The sequence below is a fragment of the Chitinophaga agri genome (genome assembly GCF_010093065.1).
Taxonomy (GTDB): domain Bacteria; phylum Bacteroidota; class Bacteroidia; order Chitinophagales; family Chitinophagaceae; genus Chitinophaga; species Chitinophaga agri.
The window spans coordinates 6,565,241-6,590,265 of record NZ_CP048113.1; the positions used below are offsets into that span (position 1 = coordinate 6,565,241).

The window sequence follows — 25,025 nt, forward strand, 5'->3', positions numbered from 1 at the left end:
TACAACTTCTTATGAGAAGAAATATATCGTTATATCTTTTACTGATCATTGCCGTACTGGCTTCCTGTAAGAAGGAGTACGATGATGTATTCGATGAATCACCAGATGACAGGATCAACGAAACGCTGGCTGCTTATAACAAAACACTGATCAGCGCACCTTACGGATGGAAGGCCCTGGTGTATCCTTCTGCTTTACCCAATACGGCTTTTGGCTTTTACTTCAAATTTGACAGCACCAACAGAGTAGAAATGTTTTCAGATTTTGACTCTTTGTCTGCCGTTACCCCCAAGAAAAGCAGCTTCCGCTTAAAATCATTACAACAGCCCTGCCTGTTGTTTGATACCTATTCCTATATCCACGTGCTGTGTGACCCGGATGCCAGCAAGAATGGTGGCTACTATGGAAAGGGATTATACGCTGACTTTGAATTTTCTATAGATGGTGTCCACGGCGATACTATTAACCTTACAGGACGGCTGAATGGCAGTAAAGCCATCTTCGTCAAAGCTACCTCGCAGGAGGCACAGGATTATTACGATAAAAAACGGAACTGGGACTTCAATCAATTTTCCCGGTTCCTTACTTATTTCAAACTGTTGACGGTGGGTGGTAATAAATACGACATCAACGTTGACAGGTTAACCCGTGAGATCAGGCTTACCTGGATTTCTAATAATGGTGTGAAGACTTTTGCAACAAACTATTATTACGATCCTACCGGCATTACGTTTACTACACCTTTCAGAGATGGCGCCTTATCTATTGACGGTTTCTATGATGTGAAGTGGGATGTTTCTCTGCAAAGGCTGACCATGAAAGCCGGCGACAATACGGCGGCTATAACCAGTGCTATCAGACCCCAGGTACTGGATAGACAGGCAGGACAACGCTGGTATAACGCGGCAGCTTCTACGGGTTCTTACTGGGCCTCTCTGTATGGTTTCCATGTAGATGGTGTAGATGATGCGTATGGTGTGACCAAACTGGATGGATATAACTTCATGTTTTACTACCCCTTATTCAGAGACGGCTTAGACTTTTCAGGTATTCTGCCGGATGGACTGGCATATGGCCCTGCATTTAAGCCGGTATTCAATACAAACGGCGCTGTCGTTTTCCAGGATACGCAGTCAGGATGGGGAGATATTCCTGAAAATTCACTTCCAGCCATAAGACAGATCCTTGCGAAATATCTGGAAAGGGAAGGCTTTTATTTCGTGCAGACAGGCGCTAATACCTATGATATGGTCAATGCGAGAGACGCCAGGAGTTGGATCACCTGGGAAAAGTAAGTGCATTCGCCAGCCCATTAATCAACGAACGAAATATTTAAAATAAACAGCCATGAAAAATCAGCCTGTTTCTGTATTATACAAGGCTTCTTTATACCTGGTCATGTTGCTGCTATCTGGTTTGCAGGTTTTTGCCCAGATAGACGTACCGATCGGGTCTAACAGCGGTAGCAGTGCCAATAACGGTTACCCCTGTCCATTGCAGGATTACTACGAAGGATCCCGTGGACAGTTCCTGTACCTCGCCAGCGAGCTGACAGCTGCCGGTATGCAGCCCGGTTATATTAACTCAGTAAAGTTTACTGTTAATAGCTTAAGCGGCACCGGGGTCATTGAAGACTATACCATCAAGATCACGTCTACTGGTGTAGCATCACTGAGTGCCAACAGCTGGGAGCCCTCAGGGGCCACTGTATATGGTCCGGTGAACTATCAGCCTGTTGTTGGTGCCAATACCTTCAATTTCGCTCCTACGTTCTTCTGGAATGGTACAGACAATATCATCGTTGAAATATGCAACGGTGGTGATAGTTATACTGCTAACCCCGCTGTGCCCTGGACAACAGGACTGAGTTTTAATGGTTCGCATCAATACAGGTCAGATAACCAGGGTAACCTTTGTGGTACTAACAATACCGCAGGTTCGGGTGCTATGACCACCCGCCCGGATATTACGTTTAACTATACGCCAGCGGCTGCCTGTACAGGTACGCCGGTGGCGGGTACTGCTGTTTCCTCACAGACAAATATCTGTATGGGTGGTACGTTTAATTTATCGCTCTCCGGCAATACGGCTGCTACAGGACTGACCTATCAGTGGCAGTCTTCTGCTGACAATGTTAACTGGACCAATATCGCCGGCGCTACGACGCCTTTCCTGCCTAACAGGACCCAGACAGTCACTACTTACTATCGTTGTGTGGTAACCTGTACCACCAGCGGTGTTGCTGTTAATTCTACTGCGGCGTCAGTAACCAGTCCGGCACTGATCCGCGGTGTTTTCACCATTAATAAAAACGCCCCTGCCGGTTCCGGCAATTTTACTTCATTTAATGCTGCCTATGATTATATCAAATGTGGTATAGACAGTGCTGTAGTATTTAACGTCGCGGCAGGCAGCGGTCCTTACGACGAACAATTAATTATCACCCCTGTAGGCGGTGCATCCGCTACCAATACCATCACTTTCAATGGTAACGGTCAGACGATCACTTCTCTTTCCACAAACTCGGCCGAGTATGCGGTGATCAAGCTGAATGGGGCAGATTATTTCACTTTTAATGATCTGAAAATAGTACCGAAAGGTACCACTTCTTCGCAGCGTGGATTTGGTGTACAGCTGATCAACGATGCAGACTTCAATACGATCAATAACTGTACAATCACTTTACAGGCAGATAATAGTAATTCAAGTTATGCCGGTATCGTTATCAGTGCTTCCAATACAGACGCTGCCGGTAGAGGCGCTGCTAATTGTGATGACAATACTTTCACCAATAATACGATCACTGGTGGTTACTATGGTATTACCCTGGTGGGTAGTTCATCTGTAGCCAACCAGCGTAATAAAGTGATCGGTAACACCATCACTGAAACTTATTACAGAGGTATTTATGTGCATGGTGCATTTAATGCACTGATCAAAAATAACAATTTCAGCAGGCCAACGCGTACGGGTGTGACCACCTATGCCGCGATCAACCTGTCTGATCTGAGTACAAAGGTCATTATAGATGGTAACAGGATCAGTAATCCGTTTGGTGGTAACACGACCAGTACTTCCGGCTTCTATGGCATCTATCTTGAAAGTGTCGAAGCAATTTCCGGACTGGAAAATGAGGTGATAAATAACCTGGTGTACAACCTCAGTGGTAATGGTAACCTGTACGGTATTTATAACAACAACTCCAGTAACGTACACATCTATCATAACACACTCTCCATGGATGGAACGTCCACTTCTACCGGTAGCTCCTACAAAATTGCAGGTTATATACAGAGTAGTGGTGCGGCAGGTGTTGAATTCATCAATAACATTATTACGCTGACCGCTACTTCCAGTATCCAGCAGTTCGGTGTGTATTATAGTAACGCTTATCCGGTGGGTGATGTGATCTCAGACAGAAATGATATCTATATCGCTACGCCTGCAAGCAATAAATTCACTGGTTATTATACCAGGAACCTGACAGGTTTAAGTGACTGGCAGCAGGCCAGCCAGCAGGACCTGGCATCTTTTGCACTGAATCCATTCTATCAGGATATTGCAACTGGTAATTATGCAGCCAGCAACGCCAGCCTTAATAACAGGGGTAATGTGGTGAATGTAGCTGCGGATATCACCAATGCAGCCCGTAATATCAGCACACCTGACCTCGGTGCGTATGAGTTTACGCCACCACCTTGTACGACACCGCCAACAGGTGGGACTACAAAACTTAGTAAACAGATCGTATGTGCGGGTACACCAGTGATACTGAGCCTGGAAGGTAACTCCATGGGCGATACACAGATATATCAGTGGCAAACGGCTACTGCGCTGGCAGGCCCTTACACTAACATCGGAACAGCTTCTGCCTATGCTGATACAACTATTACAGCTAATGTAACACTGTATTACAGAGCAGCATTAACCTGTGGTACGAATACCAGTTATTCAACCCCGGCACTGCTGACCGTAAATGGCGCTTTGGCACCTAATACTTACACTATCGACAAGAACCAACCTACAGGTGGTCTGAACTTCACCAGCTTTAATGATGCGAAGCAGGCTATGATGTGTGGTATCACTGGTCCGGTAGTATTTAATGTGGTAGCTGGCCGTACCGTATACGAAGAGCAGCTCACACTGGATTCTATCCCCGGTGCTTCTGCTGTGAATACCATCACTTTCAGAGGTAACGGTAACACTATCCACTTCTCCAGCAATGATGCGTCAGAGAAAGCGGTGATCAAACTGCGTAAGGCAGACCATATCACATTTGATAGTCTGAGGATCGACGCAACTGGCACAGGTGATTATGGATGGGGTGTACAACTGTTCAATCATGCTGACAGTAACGTGATCACCAAATGTGAGATCATTACCCAGGCCGATGCAGCCAGCGATCAGTATGCAGGTATCATTATGAGTACATCTGAACAGGATGCGGCTAACTCAGGCAGCAACACATTCAGTGTAAGCAACACCTTCAGCAAAAACAAAATATCCGGTGGCTATTATGGTATCACGCTAATGGGATACTCTAATGCTGGTACTTCCAATAACAAAATTACCGGTAACCAGATCAAAGACTACTTTAGCAAAGGCATACAGTCTTCCTACACTGGTAATACACTCATCGCAGATAATATACTGAGCCGTCCTACCCGTCAGAACGCTGACTGGGCCGTCTATGGCATCTCGCTGAGCAACCGTCACAATAATGCGAAAGTGCTCCGTAATACCATATCTAATGGTGCTCCGGTATTGTCAGCCACCACCTATTATGCCATATCCATCGACAACGTAAATGCAGATGATGGAAAGGCTGATACCGTTGCCAATAACGTGATATATGACATGAGCTTTGATGGTAGCCGTCGTGGTATTTCACTGACATGGTCTACTAATATCATCGCACTGCATAACTCTATCTCTGTCGATAAACAGGGTGGAACACAAAGCTGGTATCAGGCCGTTGGTGGTTATGTGTATTTCTGTAGTAATACCAAGTTTATCAACAATAATATCACGGTAACCAGTACCAGTACAGAAACGAAATATGCCATTTATCTGCAGAACGACGCAGATATCCAGCATAACAACTACTACGTAAAAGCAACAGGTACAGAAAATTATACCGGTTACTTCAATGGGAACAGAAAAACCCTGAATGAGTGGAAAGCTGCCTCCCAGAAGGATACTGCTTCTACTGACTTTGATCCGATCTATGCAGACCTGGCAAATGGTAATCTGCAGCCAGCGTTCTTCAGAATGGATAATACGGGTGTACCACAAGGTATCACTACTGATATTCTTGGCAGATCAAGAAGTACATCCACACCAGATGTAGGTGCTTATGAGATCAGTCTGCCGCTGTGTCAGACACCGATCAATGCAGGTAAGGCTGTAGCATCTCCGAACAGTAACATCTGTATGGGTACCCCGATCACCCTGGATCTGATAGAGAACACAACGGCCGGTCGCCTTACCTATCAGTGGCAGGCTGCCTACTCAGCTGCCGGTCCATGGATCTACATCAGCGACACCGCTTATATCCCCACGTTCAAAACAGAACTGGGTGCTAACAACTATTTCCGTTGTCAGCTGGTATGTAGTGGTACTGATACGGCATGGTCAGAAGTGACATCTGTCAGCATGAACCAGCCGCTGATAAAAGGTGTGTATACCATCAACCCCGCCGGTTCAGGTAGCAGGAACTTCCCTTCCTTCGTGGCCGCAGTTGCTGCAATGGAGTGTGGTATCGCTGGTGAGGTGATCTTCGATGTAGTGCCGGGTACTTATACCGAACAGGTATATATGCACAAAATACCGGGTGCTTCAGACACCAGCCGTGTGACTTTCCGCAGCCAGAATGGTAATCCCGCTTCGGTTATCCTGACCTATGCCGGTACAAGCGCCAGGAATTATGTGCTGAGACTGGATAGTGCCAGCTACATCACTTACAAGAATATCACTATCACTGCCAGCGACGCTGCTAACGGACGTGCGGTAGTATTTGGTGGTACGGCAGTCAGGGACAGTCTGGTGACAAATAAAATAAATGTACCTGTTGCCACTACCGACAATACAGACGTGGTGGGTGTGTTCGCTGAAGACTTCAAAGGTGGTGGTATCGCCATCGTAGGTAATACTATTAAGAACGGTGCCAGCGCTATACACTTCTCCGGTACTTCTACTACGGATGAAGTACGTGGTCTGGTGGTAGACAGTAATACTATCAGTGGTGTATATGCAAGTGGTATAACGTTGAACTATGTAGCGCGTCCTGCTGTATCTAAGAATACGCTGACACTCACGGCGCCACTGGCATCGACGGCATATGGTATTGTACTGAATTCGGGTGATACCGCCTATAAGGTGACCTACAATAATCTCAGTATCACAAATACCACTACATCCATCTGGGCGATCGCATTGCAGGATTGTCGTGGTTCTGCTGCTGCTACCGGCCTTGTGGAAGGTAACAGGGTAATAGCGGTGACCGGTAATACCGGTATGATCTGGGGCCTGGCTAACAGCGGTTCTTCTTACAACACTACGCTGAATAATATCGTAAGTGTGAAAACAACCGGTCCGGTGGCTTATGGTCTGTTCAGTAACGAGGGTAACAATATCAATTATTATAACAACTCCGTATACAATGCATCTACAGCGGTAGGTGTGAATGTAGCGGCCTATTTCTCGCATACGAGTCCTGCGGATGGTAACGTGAAGCTGCGTAATAACATCTTCAGCAATGAAGCTGGTGGTGTTGCCGCGCAATATGTACTGAGCGACTTTATCAACAGTGACTATAATACCTACTACACAACGGGCACAACGCTGATCGACAGAAGTGGTACAGGCGATACTTATGATAACCTGGCTGACTGGATTGCGGATTCTGACCTGGACATCAGCTCTATTGTACATAAGCCTGCATTTGCAAGCATCAGTACACTGGAGCCTGAACTGACCAATCCTGATGTATGGGCTATCCATGGTCGTGGCGTACAGATACCTGGTAACGATCACGATATTAACAGAAAGGCGAGACCGGTTACCCTGACGGCAGGTGTACCTGATATGGGTGCCTATGAGTTCCTGCCAACAGCAACACCTACGGTACTGCAGGCGATTCCGGCTGTACCTGCTCCAGGCATTACACAGCAGTTCGTTTATGGCTCTGATACGGTAGCTAAAATAACCTGGGATCCAAATACTGCTGTTCCGGCCACAATCACGCTGAAACGCTATTCAGGTGTGATGCCACCAAACCTGACACAGGGTACTCCATTCATGTACTTCTATACAGATGTGGACGTAACCGGAGGCAATACTTACAAATTCAATATCGAGCAGTTCTATGTGGATTCATGGCTGGGATATATGGACAGAGAGAAGAATGTTAGACTGGGCAGAACGAACGCTTCCAGTACCTGGGTTGTGAATGACAGCAGCACCGTCGATGTGGCCAGGAATATCCTTGCGGATACCGCACTGCAATACCTGGACAAATTCACTGGTCTGAAAGGTAAACTGATCTTCGACAACGAAGGACCTGTAGGTGCAGATACTTCTAATATCGGTACCCGTTTCTGGGTGGCATATGGTCATGACAGAAGCTTTATTACCGACAATGATCAGAACCTGGCACTGCATTTCGTAGCAGGTGCGACGCCCGCTCGCGTTGTAGTGAAAGTAAATGGTACCGCATGGGGCAGAGACTATCTCGTTCCTGCTAACTCATCCTTCACGACTGACTTTATACCGAAATCCGGTTTGAGTGATGCACGTCTGACGGGTGAAGGGCTGTATCCTTTCGGTATCAGTATAGAAAGCGATGCGCCGATCACCGCATATGCACACCAGTATAACTGGTCTACAGCAGGTGCTACACTGTTAATGCCTGTAGGTACTTACGGATATGAGTACCGTCCGATGACAGCCCGCCAGTATGCAGATGCCAATGCATTCTCCTGGTTCTATATCATCGCAGACAATGACAGTTCTGTAGTAGAGATCACGCCTTCTCAGGCAACTGGTGGCGGACATGCTGCAGGTGTTCCATTCCAGGTAACACTGAACAGAGGTGAAGTGTACCAGGTACTGGGTGCCAGTATGAATGAAGATGAGGGATATGACCTCTCCGGAAGTATCGTTCGTTCCGTACAGAATGAGAGTGGTAAATGTTATCCGGTAGCCGTGTTCTCCGGTAACAGCTTTAGCTCCTTCGAATGTGGTGGTTCCGGTGGACCGGTAGGTGCAGATGGTGATAACGTGGTACAGCAGAACCAGCCGGTACAGTCATGGGGTAAACACTTCCTGGCCGCACCATCTTCGGGTATGACTGATCCTGTACGTCTGATGAATAACATCTATCGTGTACTGGTGAAAGATCCTGCGACTATCGTGAAGAGGAACAATGTACAGTTGCCGCTGACGACACTGATCAATAACAGTTACTATGAGTTCGAAAGCAAGGTAGGTGAGGCGATAGATGCAGATAAACCTGTAACGGTAGCACAGTACTTTGCCAACGATGGTGCATGTGGAAACTCCGCAGGTGGTGACGTCGAAATGGTTTATCTCACACCGGTTGAACAGGGTGTGAAGAAAGCGACCTTCTACCGCAACAACGATGCTGGCATCGACTACAATTTCATCGCGCTGGTTATCCATAAACAAGGTCTGAATTCCCTGCTCATAGATGGCAGCAATACATTCAGCTACTCCTTCAATCATCAGAACAAGCCTGATTATGTAGTCGTGGTAAAACGCTGGAACGCAGCCAATGAGCTGAGCACAGTGAAGAGTGATTCATCCTTCACCGCTATCACTTACGGTTTCGGATATAATGTGAGCTATGCCTACAATGTTGGTATGCAGATCAAAAATCTGAACATACAGCCGGCCTTTGCGAATACAAATAATCAGACAAACAATAGGAATACTTACACCTGTGCGAAGACACCATTCCGTCTCACTGCATTGCTGCCAATGGTGCCGGCAACGCTGACATGGAAACTGAGTGAAGTGGCTAATCTGACGCCAGCGACAGATATCGTATCTGACAATCCGGTGCCTGCTGATACCCTGGTGATAGATGGTCAGACTTACTATCAGTATGAGGTGGCTACAAGCTATACCTTTTCAGTAGCGGGCGATTATGTCATCCCTGTAAAAGTGACCGATCCGGCGATAGAAAGCTGCGACAACAGTATCACTACCTATCTGAAAGTGAAAGTAATGCCGGCTCCGCACGTTGATTTTGCCATCAGCTACAATGGCTGTATTGGTGACGTCGCTGTACTGAATGGCACTGCAACTACAGAAAACAATGCGGTGATCAGCAAATGGAAATGGTTATTCGGTGATGGCACTGATGCCAGCACACGCAACGTGACCAAACAGTATCCTGCCGCAGGTGAATACTATGATACCCTGCAGGTGATCACGAAAGATGGTTGTGTAGGCGATACTGTGAAAAAGACCGTTGTAAATGAACCAACTGCCGCGTTACTTACAACAGATACTTTAAGGATATGTGCACACACAGATGCTTCCTTCGCTGTACTGAATCCTGATCCTGCAGCAGTGTACAACTGGTACAACTCAGCTACAGGTGGTGCTATGATCGGAACAGGTACGACGCTTACCATTAATGATGCAGTAAGTCCTGCTGTGTATTATGTAGAGACGAACAAAGGTGGCTGTGCAGGTATGGTGCGTACACCGGCTACCTTGCTGGTACTGCCGCAACTCGCTACACCGGTGCTGAGAGTCGATTCCATTGGCGTTGATCAGATCCGCTTCACATGGAATGAGATCACCGGGGCAAATGGTTACCTGGTATCAACAGATAATGGTACTACCTGGGTAACACCATCTTCCGGTGGAGAAGGACTGGAACACGTTGTAAGCGGACTGAAACCACAGACATCAGTGACGCTGCTGGTGAAAGCGACAGGTTGTGAAGATAAGGTGTCACAGGCTGTTACCGGCAAGACATTACCAGACGGCATATACATACCATCAGGCTTTACACCGAATGGAGATGGTAAGAATGACACATGGCAGGTATATGGCGCTATCGTAAGAGAAATTCATTTCATGGTATTCAACCAGTGGGGTGAGAAGATATTCGAATCCAATAATCAGAACCTCGGATGGGATGGCAGCTACCAGGGTAAGGCACAGCCTTCCGGTGTATACATCTACATCTGTAAGCTGAGACTGGCAGATGGTACCAGCATAGAAAGAAAAGGTACGCTCAACCTCCTGAGGTAATCTAAAATTGGTTTTATGGAGAAATGGACATTCAGATCAACCCAACAACAATTTGCTTGCTATTGCTCACCGCCTTATGGCGGGAGCAACAGCAGCAGCATGTTGCTCCGCAGCCTTACTGCTGCCTTAATAATCCTGTTAACCTGTCTGCAAACTTATGCACAGGACCTGTCCAACAGAGGTAAGAGCTTCTGGGTTGGATATGGCCACCACCAGTTCATGGAACCCAACAGAGGTAACTCACAGGAAATGGTCCTCTACCTGAGTGCTGAGGAACCTGCCAACGTTACGGTAACAATTGATGGTACCACCTGGTCAAGATCTTATACTATTCCTGCCAATACTGTTATCGCCACAGATCAGATACCTAAGACCGGCGCTTTTGATGCGAGACTTTATTCTGTACCACCTACTTTCGGTGGCACCGGTGGAGAGGGACTGTTCATAAAAAAAGGGATCCATATTGTCAGCGATGTCCCTATTGTTGCCTATGCACACATTTACGGCAGTGCCTCTTCCGGTGCAACGATGCTGATGCCGGAAGAAACATGGGGCTATTACTATGTGTCGCTGAACAGTCAGCAGAGTTATGATTTCGACTGCTTTTCCTGGATGTTTGTTGTTGCAAAAGAGAATAATACGGTAGTAGAGATCACTCCTTCTGTACCTACGCGTAATGGTAAACTGCCAGGTGTTCCATTTACAGTGACCCTGAACAGAGGTGAGATCTATCAGGTGATAGGCGCTCCGTTAGGAGGTAGCGACGGATATGAAATGACAGGTACAAAAGTGAGGTCCGTTGCCAATGCCAATGATACCTGTTTTCCGATAGCTGTATTTTCCGGTAGCAGCCGTACAAGTATCGCCTGTGCTGGCAGCTTTGGTTCCAGTGGCGATAATAACATTCAGCAGGTATTCCCCTCGCAGGCCTGGGGAAAACGTTATCTGACCGCTTCCAGTTCTGCCGATAATACCCCCGGCAGTTTCATGACCAATCCCTATAAGGTGGTGGTGAAAGATCCTACGACGATAGTAAAACGGAATGGTGTACCGCTGACCGGTTTACAGAACAACGCTTTTTATGAGTTTGAAAGTAATACCCCTGATTATATTGAAGCGGACAAACCAATCCTGGTAGCACAGTATATGTCATCTGCAGGTTCCTGTCCCAATACAAATGGCGACGGTGACCCCGAAATGGTGTATCTCAGCCCGGTAGAGCAGTCCATTAAGAAGATCGGATTCTACAGGAATAACCGCGAGGGTATCAATGTGAACTATCTCACAATGATCATTCCTACCGAGGGCACCAAAACGCTGATGATCGATGGCGTTGCTAATGCCTGGAATTACATAATGCCGCATCCTGGTCAACCCGGTTATTCTGTGGTAGTGAAGAGATGGAACGCTACTCAGGCACAATGTACTGTACAGAGTGATTCTGCGTTCACAGCAGTCACCTATGGTTTGGGATCTGTAGAGAGCTACGGTTATAACGCAGGTACGCTCATTAATAACCTGAACGTGATCGGGGTGATCCACAACGAGCACGATACTTCTTCGTTCAAAAATGATTTTACCTGTACACAGACCCCGGTTGAACTGTCAGTGCTACTGGCATATAAGCCTACAGAAATGCAGTGGAATATTAGCAAACTGGGATCGGTTGTTACACCTAACGCAGACGTTACGCAGGTGAATCCTGTACCGGTGGGCGAAGAACTGGTAAATGGTGTGCCTTACTACAAGTATACACTGCCAGGTACCTACCTATTTAGTACTATCGGTAAATATGAAGTGCCAATTATCAATACGCATCCAAGCATTGAGAAATGTGATCATACCGAAGAAGTAAAGATATCTGTAGATGTAAAACGTAAACCTACCGCCTCTTTCGCTACAGAATTTACGGGCTGTGTGCTGGATACTGCTTATTTCAGCGCTGACAGCAGCGGAAGCGGTTACACTATTGACCGCTGGAGATGGACATTCCCGGGCGCTGTACAGGATAGCGGTGCAGTCGTGAAACGTAAGTTCCCGATAGGAACGTATAATGTTCAGCTGAATGTTATTTCCAAAGAAGGATGTCTGGCAGATACGATCATCCCTGTTACTGTGGTTGATAAACCGGTAGCTGATTTTACCACAGCGCCTGCTGCCATCTGCGAGGGAGGTAGCATACAGCTTACTGACCAGTCCACATACGGAGGTACTGCTCCGTTGAAAACCTGGTACTGGAACTTCGGTAATGATACCGTCGTTGCTGTTGATGCCGATACGGCGCAAACAGCTAACTACAGCAGATATGGTACCTATACGATCTCTCATATTGTAAAGCTCAGTGAACTGTGCGTGAGTGATACCGTGACCAAACAGGTGACTGTATATGCCAGGCCGGTACTGGGTTTTGATTATCCGGATACGTGTCTACTGGCAACAGGAGAGGTGCAGTTCACCAGTACATCTACGGTTCCTGACGGACAGGCGATCAGCGCCTATGCATGGGACTTCGGTGATGCAAACGCGACACCCGGTAATCCCAATACAGCTGCCATAGCAGATCCGCTACACAGTTATTCAAAGTATGGCACCTATAGCATCAAATATACTGTTACCACCGCGGAAGGCTGTATGAAGGATACGACTGCACAGGCTGTCTTCAACCTGAAACCCGCATTGACGTTTGGTGCTTCCATACCCGCAGTGTGTGTGAATGATAGATCACCGGTGTCTGTTGCAAAGGCCACTGTTACAAATGGTGTAACAGGTACGGGTATTTACAAGGGACCAGGTGTGTCACCGGCCGGAGCATTCAGTCCGCTGACTGCTGGTGCGGGTACCCATACCATATGGTACGTGTTCACTGCACAGGGTGGATGTACAGATTCTATCTCTGCGACCATCACCGTTCATCCGAAACCACAGCCTGCATTTACTGTCAATGGTAATATCTGTTTAGGGGAAGCGGTGAACTTCGCAGATCAGTCATCGATCACTACAGGTACTATTGCCAGCTGGAAATGGGCCTTCGGAGATGGTAGTAATGAGACCCGCAACGACAATACTGCTTTCACTAAAACATATACTGCGTGGAAGAACTATACTGCAAGACTGGTAGTGGTGAGTGATAACGGCTGTGTGAGTGATACAGTTTCCAGAACGATCGCAGTGCACGCTTTGCCGGTTCCCGACTTTACGTTGCCGACGAAGATCTGTATGCCGGAAGGCGCTGCGCAGTTCACAAATAAGACGACTATTCCTGATATGGCGGCATTGACCTACCAGTGGGCGTTCGGTGATGGTAGTATGTCAACAGATGCTTCTCCGTCGCACAACTATCAGCATGCAGGTAGCTATACCATTTCACTGATCGCCACATCTGTTTATGGCTGTGTGGACACTACTACTAAAGTCCTGAGTGATTTTTACACCAGGCCTATAGCTGATTTCTCTGTATCGCCTGATACATTGTGTCAGGGTACTGACAACGTTTTTACTGACAGAAGTGTGGATGCCAATAACAACATCGTATCATGGGCATGGACTTTCGGTGATGGCAATAGTTCAACAGATCGTAATCCGGTAAAACGTTATACAGAACCAGGAAATTATCCTGTAGAGCTGGTGGTAGCGAATGGTGCAGGTTGCGTATCAGTTCCATTCACCAGCAACGTAGTTGTGTATCTGCAACCGGTAATTGACGCTGGTCCATCCTTTATCGTCAACCAGGGCGCACAGGTAAGGTTTAATCCGACAGCCAATGATTCTACCGTACTCTCATTCCGCTGGACGCCTCCGAATGGTCTCTCCGATCCTACGGTACTGAGACCAGTGCTGAAAGCAATGGAAGACCAGGTATATACACTGACCGCTATAGGAGAAGGTGGTTGTATCGCAACGGATGAAACCTCCGTAAAAGTATTTAAGGCAGTTACTGTACCTAATGCATTCTCTCCGAATGGAGATCAGATCAACGACAGATGGGTGATCACGAATCTGGCGGATTACGCAGAATGTACCGTGGAAATCTTCAATCGTTACGGGCAGCGGGTATACTATTCCGAAGGATATAAGACACCATGGGACGGCACTTATAAAGGCGCATTACTGCCACAGGCCACTTATTATTATGTCATCAGACTGAGAAACGGAACGAATCCATTAACAGGCTATGTAGTCATTTTACAATAACATCTGAAAATATCGACCAAAATGAGAAATATACTATCTATCATCCTGGTATTGCCCTTTCTGATCTTTACAGGGAATACAGCAAAAGCGCAGACTGATCCGCATTTTTCCCAATACTATGTGTATCCGTCATGGCTTAATCCGGCACTGACCGGCGCATTTGATGGCCAGTATCGTATCGGCGCCATCTATCGTAACCAATGGGGAAACATCAGCAATCCATTTACGACGTATGGTGTGGCCGCTGATTTCACAACCAACAAGCAATTCAACTTTGGTGCAAGTGTGCTGAACCAGAAAGCAGGTGACGGTGGGTACAATTACACGACTGCTTACGGAAGCGCCTCTTACACAGGTGTGCGCTTTGGTGCAGAAGGTTATCACCGCCTGGTGTTTGGCTTACAGTTCGGTATGATCCAGCGTAAGTTCGATGCTTCCAAACTGACCTTCGGGGATCAGTGGAACCCGATCACTGGTTACAATCCGGGTACCCCAAGTGCGGATGGCTTCAGCAAGACGACAGCCACCTCATTTGATGCAGGTGCTGGCGTACTGTACTACGATGCTGAACCAGGAAAGAAGTATAACATTTTCGGTGGTTTCTCCGTTGCCCACCTGACCCGTCCGACGGACCAGTTCAGTGCCAATGGTGATGCCCGTTTCCCGATGCGTTTTACAGGTCATGCGGGTGTGAAACTGGCTGTTACAGACGCGATCAGCGTTACGCCTAATATTCTCTACCTGAGACAGGGTAATGCAGAAGAAAAGATGGCGGGTGCCTATGGACAGTTGTTCGTAAATCCTGTTACAGATGTACTGCTGGGTGTAAACTACAGGTTCAAGGACGCGATATCGACACACGCTGGTTTTACTTATAGAAACTTTACACTGGGTGCGAGCTACGATATCAATACCTCGGAACTGAGTAAGATGGCAAGAGGCTCTAACAGTTTCGAAATCTCGCTCACCTTCATTGGCAGAAAACTCTTCAGATCACAGGAAGTAGAGTTTGTTTGTCCGCGTCTCTAATTTGAACCTCATCCGTCAACACGTATCAAAAGAAGAACATGAAACGTATTTTTCTTACAGTAGCAATGTTTTCAGCAATCCACGCCAGCAAAGCACAGGTGGCAGTGGCTTACAATTACCTGAGATCAGCTGATTATTACTACAAGAATGCTGAATATAGCTCTGCTGCTCCCTATTACGAAAAGTATCTGGCTGGTTCCAGAAAGATTGTAAGTGATGCAGCATACAGACCATATAATACACAACAGTCTTCAAAGAAGTCGCTGGCTGCTGTCAGTAGTGAACAGCAGGCTATCTATAAACTGGCAGAAAGTTATCGTCTGCTCCACGATTACAGCAAAGCTGTACCCTGGTATGCGGAAGCTGTTTCATTTGATAAGACAGTTTATCCACTGGCCGGTTATCATTACGCAGTAGCACTTCGTGCATTAGGCAGACACGAACTGGCTGAAAAGGCATTTACCAGCTTCCTGGAAACGTATACAACAGAAGATAACTACCGCGCTACTGCACAGCGTGAATTGGAGAACCTGCGTTTTGTCATTGCTGAAATGGCAAAGCCGGACCTTAATCTTTACAAGGTGGAAAAGGCGTCTTCCGTGATCAATCCGGTAGGTGCGAACTATGCACCGGTATGGTTTAAAGACAATGTACTGGTATTTACCTCTACCAGGCCCGATAAAGATGCGAAAGGACATGCGTTTGTTAACCGCCTGTATAGTGCCAGCTATGCAACGGGGCAGCCAGATACGGTGAGCCAGCTCACGATCGCACAGCCGAAGGATGTTGATCAGGGAGTGATCGCCCTGACACCAGATGGCAATACCCTTTTCCTGACCCGCTGGACAGTAAAGCAGGGCAAGAAAAGTGCAGCCATTTACAGCAGCCAGAGAACAGGTGAGACTTGGAGCGAGCCGGTATTGCTGGATACGGTGTTGAATGTAACGGGTTTTAGCTCTCAGCAGCCTTTTGTAACCCCTGATGGGAAACGCCTGATATACGCTAGTGACAGACCGGGAGGCGTCGGCGGTTTCGATCTCTGGGAGGCTGAACTGAACGGAGAAGGAAAACCGTTTTATACGAAGAACCTGGGGCCGGTGATCAATACGGCCTGGAATGAAGAAGCACCTTACTATCATGCGGCTTCCGGTCTGCTGGTGTTTTCTACAGATGGCCGCGTAGGTATGGGAGGATTCGATTTCTTCTATTCAAAAGATTCTGCAGGTGCATGGTCAGCACCGGTGAATTTTGGTTACCCGGTCAATTCAGTGAAAGACGACATGTACTTCACCAGCAAGGGCAGCAAGGAAAATATTCTTGAGTCAGTATGGCTCTCCTCCGACAGAGATGCCGCCTGCTGCCTGGAGCTGTTCTCACTGACGAAAGTGGTGCCACCACCACCACCGCCACCACCAGCACCAAAGCCAGAACCGACAACAGTAGTAGCGCTGGAGCCACCAGCTACAGACGGTCCTATTGTGCTTGAAAATGTGTACTACGACTTTAATGAATCTTATCTGCAGCCGGCGTCGTTCCCTTCACTGGACAGGCTGGTAGCGATGTTGAAAAAGTATCCGGCTATTGTGATTGAGCTGAGTGCACATACAGATAGCAAAGGATCGAATGATCTGAACGAAAAATTGTCTGACGCCCGTGCGAAGAGCTGTGTGGATTACCTGGTAAGTCAGGGTATTGAAAGCAGCCGTCTGCAGTTCAAAGGTTATGCAGCTAATCGCCCTGTAGCGCCTAATACAAACCCTGACGGTTCTGATAACCCTGAAGGCCGTGCGCGTAACCGCAGAACGGAGTTCAGGATCATCAGCGGCCGGTAGTAAGCTATTGCACACCACTAAAAACACAAAGCTTATGAGAATAAAACCATTGTTACTGCTGTTGCTGATAGTCTTATCGCAGGGCTTACATGCACAACAACAGCCGCACTATACACAGTACATCCTGAATCCTTTCATTATCAACCCCGCAGTGGCTGGTATAGAAAACTACTGGGATGTAAAGGCAAGTCACCGTCATCAGTGGACTGGCCTCAATGGTGCACCGGTGACAACCTATCTCACAGTACATGGTCCACTGCGTAAAAGCGATTATCCTGTTGCCAGTGTAACAGGGTTAACACCTCCGGGAGATAATCCCCGTGGCCGCGCCTACTGGCAGGAATACACCACACCACCCGCACATGCGGGAGTCGGTATGACCGTACTGAATGACAGGACCGGCCCGTTGAACAGGTTCTCAATTAGCGCCACGTATGCGCATCATATTCCGTTGTCATCACGACTGAGCATCAGTGGAGGGATCTCCGCCGGTATGCAGTCCGTATCACTGGATGCCGCCAAATTACAATTCCAGCAACCAGGAGATCCTGTGGTAGGATCCAGTCAGCTGCTGAATAAGTGGAGGCCCGAAGTGAATGCAGGACTACTGTTGTATGGCCCTGACTTTTATGTAGGTGCGGCGGCCCAGAATATCATTCCCCAGGAATTAACCTATGATAATGGTAAAGTAGTGGGTGATTCTATCTACAGGGGAGAGCTGGTGCCGCACCTGTTTTTCTCGGGAGGTTACCGGTTGTGGCTGAGTGAGGATTTCACCATGCTGCCTTCTGTGATGGTCAGGCTGGTTACAGCAGCCCCTGTCAGTTACGACGTGAATGCCAAGTTCATGTACCGTGACCGTATGTGGGTAGGCGGATCTTATCGTGTAAAGGATGGTTTTGCAGCCATGTTGGGTGTAAATATCAGTTCTACTGTAAATATCGGCTATGCTTATGATTACACTACTTCTTCACTGAATGCAGTGAGTAAGGGGACACACGAAATACTGATCGGCTTCCTGATCGGTAACAGATATGGTGATCTGTGTCCACGGAATAATTTCTAATAAGGATGGAATGACGCAAAAATAAATTCTAAACCAAACTCTTAATTCAAACACAAACAAACAATTACTTATGAAACGAATTTCCGGTTATTTCTTTGTCGCAGTTATGTTTTCTTTAATGCTCGGTATGGCTTCCTGCGGAAAAGACGGTGCTGTAGGTCCTGCAGGTCCTGCCGGTGAAAATGGCAGTAAAGGTGACAAAGGAGATAAGGGGGACAAGGGTGATGCTGCAACTTTGATCTATTCTGACTGGTTAGATACAGAATACGCGCTGGATACAACAATCGACGAATTTGCATGGGGCGTGGAAGTGCCTGAGATCACTAAAGACATACTGACAACAGGTGTGGTGAAGGTATTCTTCAATCTGTATATCGCTGACGAACCAGTGGTATCTTCTATTCCTTATATCCAGGGAGACCTCTATATCAGAGAAGTGCTGCAGGAAGGTGCCCTGATTCTTTACAGTAACTATAACGTAAGTACCCAAACTGCCAGCACTGGCGTTAAGCGGTATCAGGTAAGATATGTGATTATTCCGGGTGCAGTTGCGGGCCGTGTGTCCAAAGGCATCAACTGGGGTAACTATGCTGAAGTAAAGGCTTACTTCGGACTGAAGAACTAGTTTACTAATGACCATCTCCATCAAAACCACATGTAAGATGGCTGCTTTGTCCAGAGCGGCCGGTTTTTTAACATCTTTTTTGCCCGGTATTTTAAAAAAAATAATGACATGAAAAGATATTGTGATCTGACAGATGAAGAACTCATAAGATTGTACCAATCCGGCAATGACCGTGCGTTTACGGAGCTTGTACACAGGCATAAGCAACGGATCTTTACAACTATCATGCTGTTGGTAAAAGACAGATGCCTGGCAGAAGATCTATTCCAGGATGTGTTCATCAAAATCATCAACGCCTTCAATGAAGGCCATTACCTTGATAACAGCCGCTTTATAGCATGGGCAGTCAGAATTGCCCACAACAGTTGTATCAGCCATTTTCGTAAAAAAACACCAACTTTTGCCCTTATCTACAGAGATGAAATTTCCAATCAGATATACCAGCAGGTGGAAAGTCAGGAACAACATATCATCACCAAAGAAACGCATGCATCTGTACACATGCTCATCGATCGCCTCCCCGAAGCGCAACGTGAAGCCCTGATATTAAGATATTATGCCGACCTGTCCTTTAAAGAGATCGCACAGATCGTGAATGTCGGTATCAATACCGCATTGGGCAGGGTGCGGTACGCCGTCATGAATATGCGTAAAATGATGGAACGGGAAGTCACTACAGAAGTCGTATAAAAGCCCCATGAGGAGCTTTTATACGACTTTTTTTCCCTTACCGCAGCCAGCGTGCAGTACCCGCTTTTTTTTGCTGGCTATCTCCTCAAAAAATCCTAAATTGATAGGGTAAATCAGCGTAAAGCTGTAGGATACTTTTGCCACTTTACAGGAGACCCGGAGTCATAATTGTTTGTTGTTAGCCGCTTGGTTCAGTTTAACCCGTTAGCCAGTTAGCCCGTAATCAGCAGTATCCATTGTACAGGTCTGAATTGAATTCCATATTTTCTTATGAAGAGGATTTTCCTGCTCATTTGTTTCCTTTGTAGCCTGCAAACCCTGCTGGCACAAACAACATATAATGTGTCGGGTACCATCAAAGACACCACCGGACAAAGTATGATCGGCGCCAATATATGGCTGATTGCAGGGAGGGACACCATGCATACGATCAGCAATGAGACTGGCCGGTTCTTTTTTCAACAGGTACGCCAGCCAATATTTAATCTCCGTGTCACCCTGATCGGGTATGAGACATGGTACAGGGAATTTTCTTTCAAAGAGGCAGGCTCACAGATCGATCTCCCACAGATCGAGCTTTCCATGAAACCCAGTTTACTGAAAGAAATTGTCGTCAAAGGTAAAATGTCTCCCGTTGTGATCAGGGAAGACACGATTGAGTACCGCGCAGACCAGTACCGGCTGCGACAGAATGCCGTTGCCGAAGACCTCCTTAAGCGATTGCCGGGTATGCAGGTAGACATGGAAGGAAACGTGCAGACAATGGGTAAAAAGATCATGAAGGTCCGCATCAACGGAAAGGATTTTATGATCAGTGATATCAAGACACTGACGCGTTTATTGCCGGTAGACATGATCGATAAGGTCCAGCTGATAGACGACTATGGTGACATGGCCCGCGCTACGGGCAGAAAGGTAGGAGAGCCCGAAAAAATACTGAATATTCAGACAAAAGCTGATCTGGACAGGGTATACCAGGCGCAGGCAGTTGCCGGTGGAGGGAATGATAGCCGGTATAATGCCAGCGTACTGGGTAACTATTTCAGTGAAAAACAACAACTCTCTGTCAACGGTAATACCAATAATACGGCTTCTCAGGTGGGTAATACCGTTACTTCTACTGGCAATATTAACTACAGGGGAAACTACTCCAGGGAGTTCTCCACGAACGTTGGTATAACAGGCTCGCGTACCACCAGTAAGGTGGATGGTCTCAGTACCGTTAAAACAGTAACAGATGAGGGTACGCTGACCAGCGTTAACAGTAATATCAGTGACAGCCGTGCAGATGCCTATAATATTAATGTGGGTGCCGAATATAAGCCCCGTGAAGGTGATATGTATAACTTCAACCTGAACTACGCTGATATTACCAATATCAACGGTAATCTGGTCAGCGCTATACAAAGTGGCCTCCAGCGTAAAGACCAGATCACTTCCAGCCTGAATACAAACAAAAGCCCGACGTTGCTGGCCGGTGTCTTCGGATCACACCGTTTCTCAGACCTGGGTCGGGTATTGTCTCTCGGTGTATACGTCAATACAACGAACAGTAATAACCTGCAGGATGGCCTCGACAGCTTACGATATTACAACACAGATGGTACAATAGCGAAAGATTCATTACTGCATCAGCTACTTGAAAAACAGAACGATAACTTTACAGGCAATGCACAGCTCTCCTACGTGGAGCCACTCGACTCGTCTAATAGTATTGAGTTGAAATATGCCATTAACTATAATCGTAGTGATAATACACAGGAAACCCGCTGGATGAACCAGGATGGTAAGATTAACCGTATAGATTCCCTGAGTAATCATTACATCTACAGTCAGGTACAACACCAGCTGGAGTTAAATTACCGGTACGCCAGGCAGAAATGGGACCTGACATTGGGTCTGCGTACGCAGCCATCCAGTCTGATCATGGAAGGTGGCGCTAACAAGACCGTGGTCCGCAATAATAAGTTCGTGCCGGTGTTTCGTATACAATATAAATTACCTAAACAGGCAATGATGAGCCTTTCCTATTCCGGTAATGTACAGTTTCCCGCCTATCAGCAGCTTCAGCCCGTGCCTGACCTGACAAATGCGCAGTTTCCGGTGATCGGTAATCCTGATTTGCGGCCCGCCCTGGGGCATGGCTTCTTCTTCAACTACCGGAAGGCAGGCGAGAATACCCTGTTTCTGCATTTATCGGCAAACCTGACACAGGATAAAGTGGTAACAAATGTCTCACTGGTAAAGGATAGTTTCAATACCGTAAAGCAGGAAACCCGTTTCCTGAACGCTAATGGTGATTATAATTTCCGTTTTATCTATGGATGGTCGCATCGCCTCGCAGAGGGTAAATACAATCTCTTCCTCGACGGTAATCATTCTTATAATAATAATATCCTGTACATGGATAATGTGCGTAAGTCGGGTCAGAACCTGGTGTTAAATCAGTCTGCTAAAATGAATATGCTGCTGGAATGGGTTGAACTGATGGGGGGTGCCGCCTACACTTATAACAGGAACGTCTATGTACTGCAGGAGAACAGTATCACGAACATCAGTACATGGAATTTTTCTTTTTACGGGAAGGTTTATTTTCTGAAAACATTCAATGCCTCCGCCGAATTTTCCAAACAGCTGAACAGTGGATTCAATGGTGCATTAGCAGCTAATCCGGCGATATTGAATGCATCAGTTGAAAAGACTATCCTCAAGAGAAAAGTGACCTGCCGCCTGCAGGGATTTAATTTGCTGGATGAAACATCCAGATTATCACAATACATTAACGGTAATACCGTCACCGAAATACAGAACAGGCTACTGGGCAGATATTTTATGTTCTCCCTTCAGTGTGATCTCCGCTTATTCCAGGGGAACAAGAAATAACTGACATATCAGCTATAGACAGCAGCCGGGTATACATACTCTATACCCGGCTGTTTTATTTTGATGAGCGACAGATCAGGCGACATCTATATCATTGGACAGATACACATCCTGAATAGTGTGCAGCAGGGATACCCCATCTTCAAACGGACGCTGGAATGCTTTCCTTCCCGATATCAGTCCCATACCGCCCGCGCGTTTGTTAATTACAGCCGTTTTTACGGCCTCTTTCAGATCTCCTGCACCGGCAGATGCTCCGCCCGAGTTGATCAATCCTATGCGACCGCTATAGCAGTTTAACACCTGGTAGCGGCAAAGGTCGATTGGATGGTCAGTTGCAAGATCTGTATACATCCTTTCATCCAGCTTACCGTAACTGCTGTTGCCAATGTTCAATGCTTTATAGCCACCGTTGTTTTCAGGCAGTTTCTGTTTGATAATATCAGCCTGTATGGTGACGCCCAGGTGGTTCGCCTGGCCTGTGAGGTCAGCGGCGACATGATAATCCTTGCCACCTGTTTTGAATGCATCATTACGCAGATAGCACCATAGAATGGTGGCCATTCCCAGTGCATGTGCCTCTTCAAATGCGGCAGCTATTTCTGTGATCTGGCGGCGTGCATCCGCAGAACCAAAATAAATCGTCGCACCTACCGCTACTGCGCCCAGGTCCCAGGCGTCTCTGACAGTGCCAAAGAGGATCTGTTCGTAGCTGTTGGGATAGGTCAGTAATTCATTATGATTGATCTTAACAATGAAGGGGATCTTATGCGCATACTTACGTGACATGAGTGCCAGTCCGCCGAAAGTGGTGGCTACGCCGTTACATCCGCCTTCAATAGCCAGTTTTACAATATTCTCCGGGTCAAAATACATAGGGTTGGCAGCGAAGGAGGCACCACCACTATGTTCAATACCCTGGTCAATCGGTAGTATAGACACATAGCCTGTACCCGCCAGCCGCCCGTGATTGTATAACTGGGACAGACTCCTTAAAGTCTGTGGTGTACGGTTGGAAAACACAAAATGCCGGTCGAGAAAATCAGCCGATGGAAGGTGCAACCGTTCTTTTGGTACTTTGGTACATCTGTAAGTAAGCAGGTCCTGGGCTTCGTCGCCTAATATGCTGGTGATCTTTTCGGGAGTCATGTTTTTGCGCTTTTTATTTTTGGGTGAAAGAATATTTAATAATAACGCCTGGCCGATGGTATTTGTTAACTGTGTACAGGTGGGATAGCGATAGGAAGAAAGATCGGGCCAGTTTTGTGCCAGAATAGTAAGCTGTTGAATAACAGTGTATTGCGTTTTTAAATAATGCCAGGCGACGATGTTATTTCGCCGATCAGCGAAATATAACCGATCTCCGATAGTTGTTTTTTGTTTAATTCGCTTATAGTCAGTTTGTTGTGATGCTGGCATTCCAGTTGCGTCTCCTGCCCCGAACTGGTATAAAGTATCGGATATACTGACTGTCCTTTATTAGAGGTTATCAGCTCGCTGAATTTCATGGAAATGAGCGCCCATATGTTGTCAATTGGTAACATTTTTATTTTGAATTATATTCAGGTAACCAATATCTCCGTAAAAAGTCACATCATGATGCAGCCGGGAGCCACGTTAGAACGCAGGGATGTCTATCCCCTGTACACAATAGTATGCCTCGCTGTGCTGTTACTGACAGCAATGATCATCATCGGGCGCTTATGGTGGCAGGGTAAACAGCGTACCACCGAGATGAAGGGACTACGGTGCAAGCTCAATGAGTTTGACCGGTATCTCGGACATATCACCAGAGAAAAGGACTGGCTGATGGAAGAGACGCACCATCGGGTAAAGAATAATCTTCAAATGGCCATCAGTCTGTTGAATACACAATACACTTTCCTGGCGGGTAAAGAAGCACGGCAGGCAGTGCGTAATACCCAGCACAGGATGTTCGCCATTTCGCTGGTATGCCAGAAGCTATACCAGGAAGATGCTTTGTCAACAATAGATATTACCCAGTATATTATCGAACTGCTGGGCTATCTTAAAGATGAATATGAAGTAAACACCGACATCGGTTTCCAGCTGAAAACGGTACCTTTAAAGCTCGATGTTTCAATGGCCATACCGTTCGGACTGATCATGACGGAGGCTCTCAGTAATATACTGAGACACGCTTTCACAGATAAGGGAGGAGATGTGATCATTTCCCTGCAAAGCACGCACTCCAGCCAATATACATTGCTGATCGCTGATAATGGTGTGGGACTGCCGGATAATTTTAATGCTTATGCGGATACTTCGATGGGCCTGATGCTGATGACTGGTCTGAGCAGACAAATGAGAGGTGTCCTGGATATCCGGAACGATAACGGTGTTAGAGTGACACTTGAGTTTGTGAACGATGGCAGATTACCTGATCACAGTTAACTTA

Annotated in this window: 12 protein-coding genes; 10 read left to right on the forward strand and 2 right to left on the reverse strand. The window is 46.8% G+C overall.

Translation table 11 applies throughout. The features are described 5' to 3' along the window. Positions 1-11: 11 nt before the first annotated feature. The 9 genes from GWR21_RS26280 (at position 12) to GWR21_RS26320 (ending at position 22,606) form a co-directional block, all read left to right on the forward strand. A complete protein-coding gene (locus GWR21_RS26280) occupies positions 12-1,295 on the forward strand; it encodes a DUF4302 domain-containing protein (protein ID WP_162334685.1) in 1,284 nt (427 codons plus the stop codon). Positions 1,296-1,347: 52 nt separating this feature from the next. Further along, on the forward strand, positions 1,348-10,290 hold the full coding sequence (locus GWR21_RS26285) for a T9SS type B sorting domain-containing protein (RefSeq protein ID WP_162334686.1): 8,943 nt from the start codon (positions 1,348-1,350) through the stop codon (positions 10,288-10,290). A 15-nt stretch (positions 10,291-10,305) separates the two neighbouring features. After that, entirely contained in the window at positions 10,306-14,481 is a 4,176-nt protein-coding gene (locus GWR21_RS26290) for a PKD domain-containing protein (RefSeq protein WP_162334687.1), read from the forward strand. Positions 14,482-14,502: 21 nt separating this feature from the next. After that, entirely contained in the window at positions 14,503-15,510 is a 1,008-nt protein-coding gene (locus GWR21_RS26295) for a PorP/SprF family type IX secretion system membrane protein (protein ID WP_162334688.1), read from the forward strand. Between the two features lie 38 nt (positions 15,511-15,548). Continuing rightward, on the forward strand, positions 15,549-17,342 hold the full coding sequence (locus GWR21_RS26300; protein ID WP_162334689.1) for an OmpA family protein: 1,794 nt from the start codon (positions 15,549-15,551) through the stop codon (positions 17,340-17,342). A gap of 34 nt (positions 17,343-17,376) precedes the next feature. Then, positions 17,377-18,408, forward strand: coding sequence for a PorP/SprF family type IX secretion system membrane protein (locus GWR21_RS26305; protein WP_162334690.1), 1,032 nt, complete (start codon positions 17,377-17,379; stop codon positions 18,406-18,408). Between the two features lie 70 nt (positions 18,409-18,478). Next, positions 18,479-19,033 (forward strand): hypothetical protein, encoded by a 555-nt coding sequence (locus GWR21_RS26310; RefSeq protein WP_162329738.1) that lies wholly within the window; start codon positions 18,479-18,481, stop codon positions 19,031-19,033. 108 nt (positions 19,034-19,141) lie between these two features. Further along, positions 19,142-19,723 (forward strand): RNA polymerase sigma factor, encoded by a 582-nt coding sequence (locus GWR21_RS26315; RefSeq protein ID WP_162334691.1) that lies wholly within the window; start codon positions 19,142-19,144, stop codon positions 19,721-19,723. A gap of 270 nt (positions 19,724-19,993) precedes the next feature. Next, on the forward strand, positions 19,994-22,606 hold the full coding sequence (locus GWR21_RS26320; protein ID WP_162334692.1) for an outer membrane beta-barrel protein: 2,613 nt from the start codon (positions 19,994-19,996) through the stop codon (positions 22,604-22,606). A gap of 75 nt (positions 22,607-22,681) precedes the next feature. Here GWR21_RS26320 and GWR21_RS26325 read toward each other — a convergent pair whose 3' ends face one another. Together GWR21_RS26325 and GWR21_RS26330 are read right to left on the reverse strand one after the other, a co-directional pair. Beyond that, positions 22,682-23,755, reverse strand: a complete 1,074-nt coding sequence (locus GWR21_RS26325) for a class I fructose-bisphosphate aldolase (protein ID WP_162334693.1) — start codon at positions 23,753-23,755, stop codon at positions 22,682-22,684. A 158-nt stretch (positions 23,756-23,913) separates the two neighbouring features. Next, on the reverse strand, positions 23,914-24,150 hold the full coding sequence (locus GWR21_RS26330) for a hypothetical protein (protein ID WP_162334694.1): 237 nt from the start codon (positions 24,148-24,150) through the stop codon (positions 23,914-23,916). A 52-nt stretch (positions 24,151-24,202) separates the two neighbouring features. On the opposite strand from GWR21_RS26330, the gene GWR21_RS26335 reads away from it, so the two are divergent. After that, the gene (locus tag GWR21_RS26335) at positions 24,203-25,021 is read left to right on the forward strand and encodes a sensor histidine kinase (protein ID WP_162334695.1); all 819 of its coding nucleotides are present in this window, start codon (positions 24,203-24,205) and stop codon (positions 25,019-25,021) included. The last annotated feature ends 4 nt before the right edge of the window (positions 25,022-25,025 follow it).

Bases quoted from the DNA above. Each gene is read 5' to 3' on its own strand.
- GWR21_RS26280 (WP_162334685.1), top strand. From the start codon at position 12: ATGAGAAGAAATATATCGTTATATCTTTTACTGATCATTGCCGTACTG.
- GWR21_RS26285 (WP_162334686.1), top strand. From the start codon at position 1,348: ATGAAAAATCAGCCTGTTTCTGTATTATACAAGGCTTCTTTATACCTG.
- GWR21_RS26290 (WP_162334687.1), top strand. From the start codon at position 10,306: ATGGAGAAATGGACATTCAGATCAACCCAACAACAATTTGCTTGCTAT.
- GWR21_RS26295 (WP_162334688.1), top strand. From the start codon at position 14,503: ATGAGAAATATACTATCTATCATCCTGGTATTGCCCTTTCTGATCTTT.
- GWR21_RS26300 (WP_162334689.1), top strand. From the start codon at position 15,549: ATGAAACGTATTTTTCTTACAGTAGCAATGTTTTCAGCAATCCACGCC.
- GWR21_RS26305 (WP_162334690.1), top strand. From the start codon at position 17,377: ATGAGAATAAAACCATTGTTACTGCTGTTGCTGATAGTCTTATCGCAG.
- GWR21_RS26310 (WP_162329738.1), top strand. From the start codon at position 18,479: ATGAAACGAATTTCCGGTTATTTCTTTGTCGCAGTTATGTTTTCTTTA.
- GWR21_RS26315 (WP_162334691.1), top strand. From the start codon at position 19,142: ATGAAAAGATATTGTGATCTGACAGATGAAGAACTCATAAGATTGTAC.
- GWR21_RS26320 (WP_162334692.1), top strand. From the start codon at position 19,994: ATGAAGAGGATTTTCCTGCTCATTTGTTTCCTTTGTAGCCTGCAAACC.
- GWR21_RS26325 (WP_162334693.1), bottom strand. From the start codon at position 23,755: ATGACTCCCGAAAAGATCACCAGCATATTAGGCGACGAAGCCCAGGAC.
- GWR21_RS26330 (WP_162334694.1), bottom strand. From the start codon at position 24,150: ATGTTACCAATTGACAACATATGGGCGCTCATTTCCATGAAATTCAGC.
- GWR21_RS26335 (WP_162334695.1), top strand. From the start codon at position 24,203: ATGATGCAGCCGGGAGCCACGTTAGAACGCAGGGATGTCTATCCCCTG.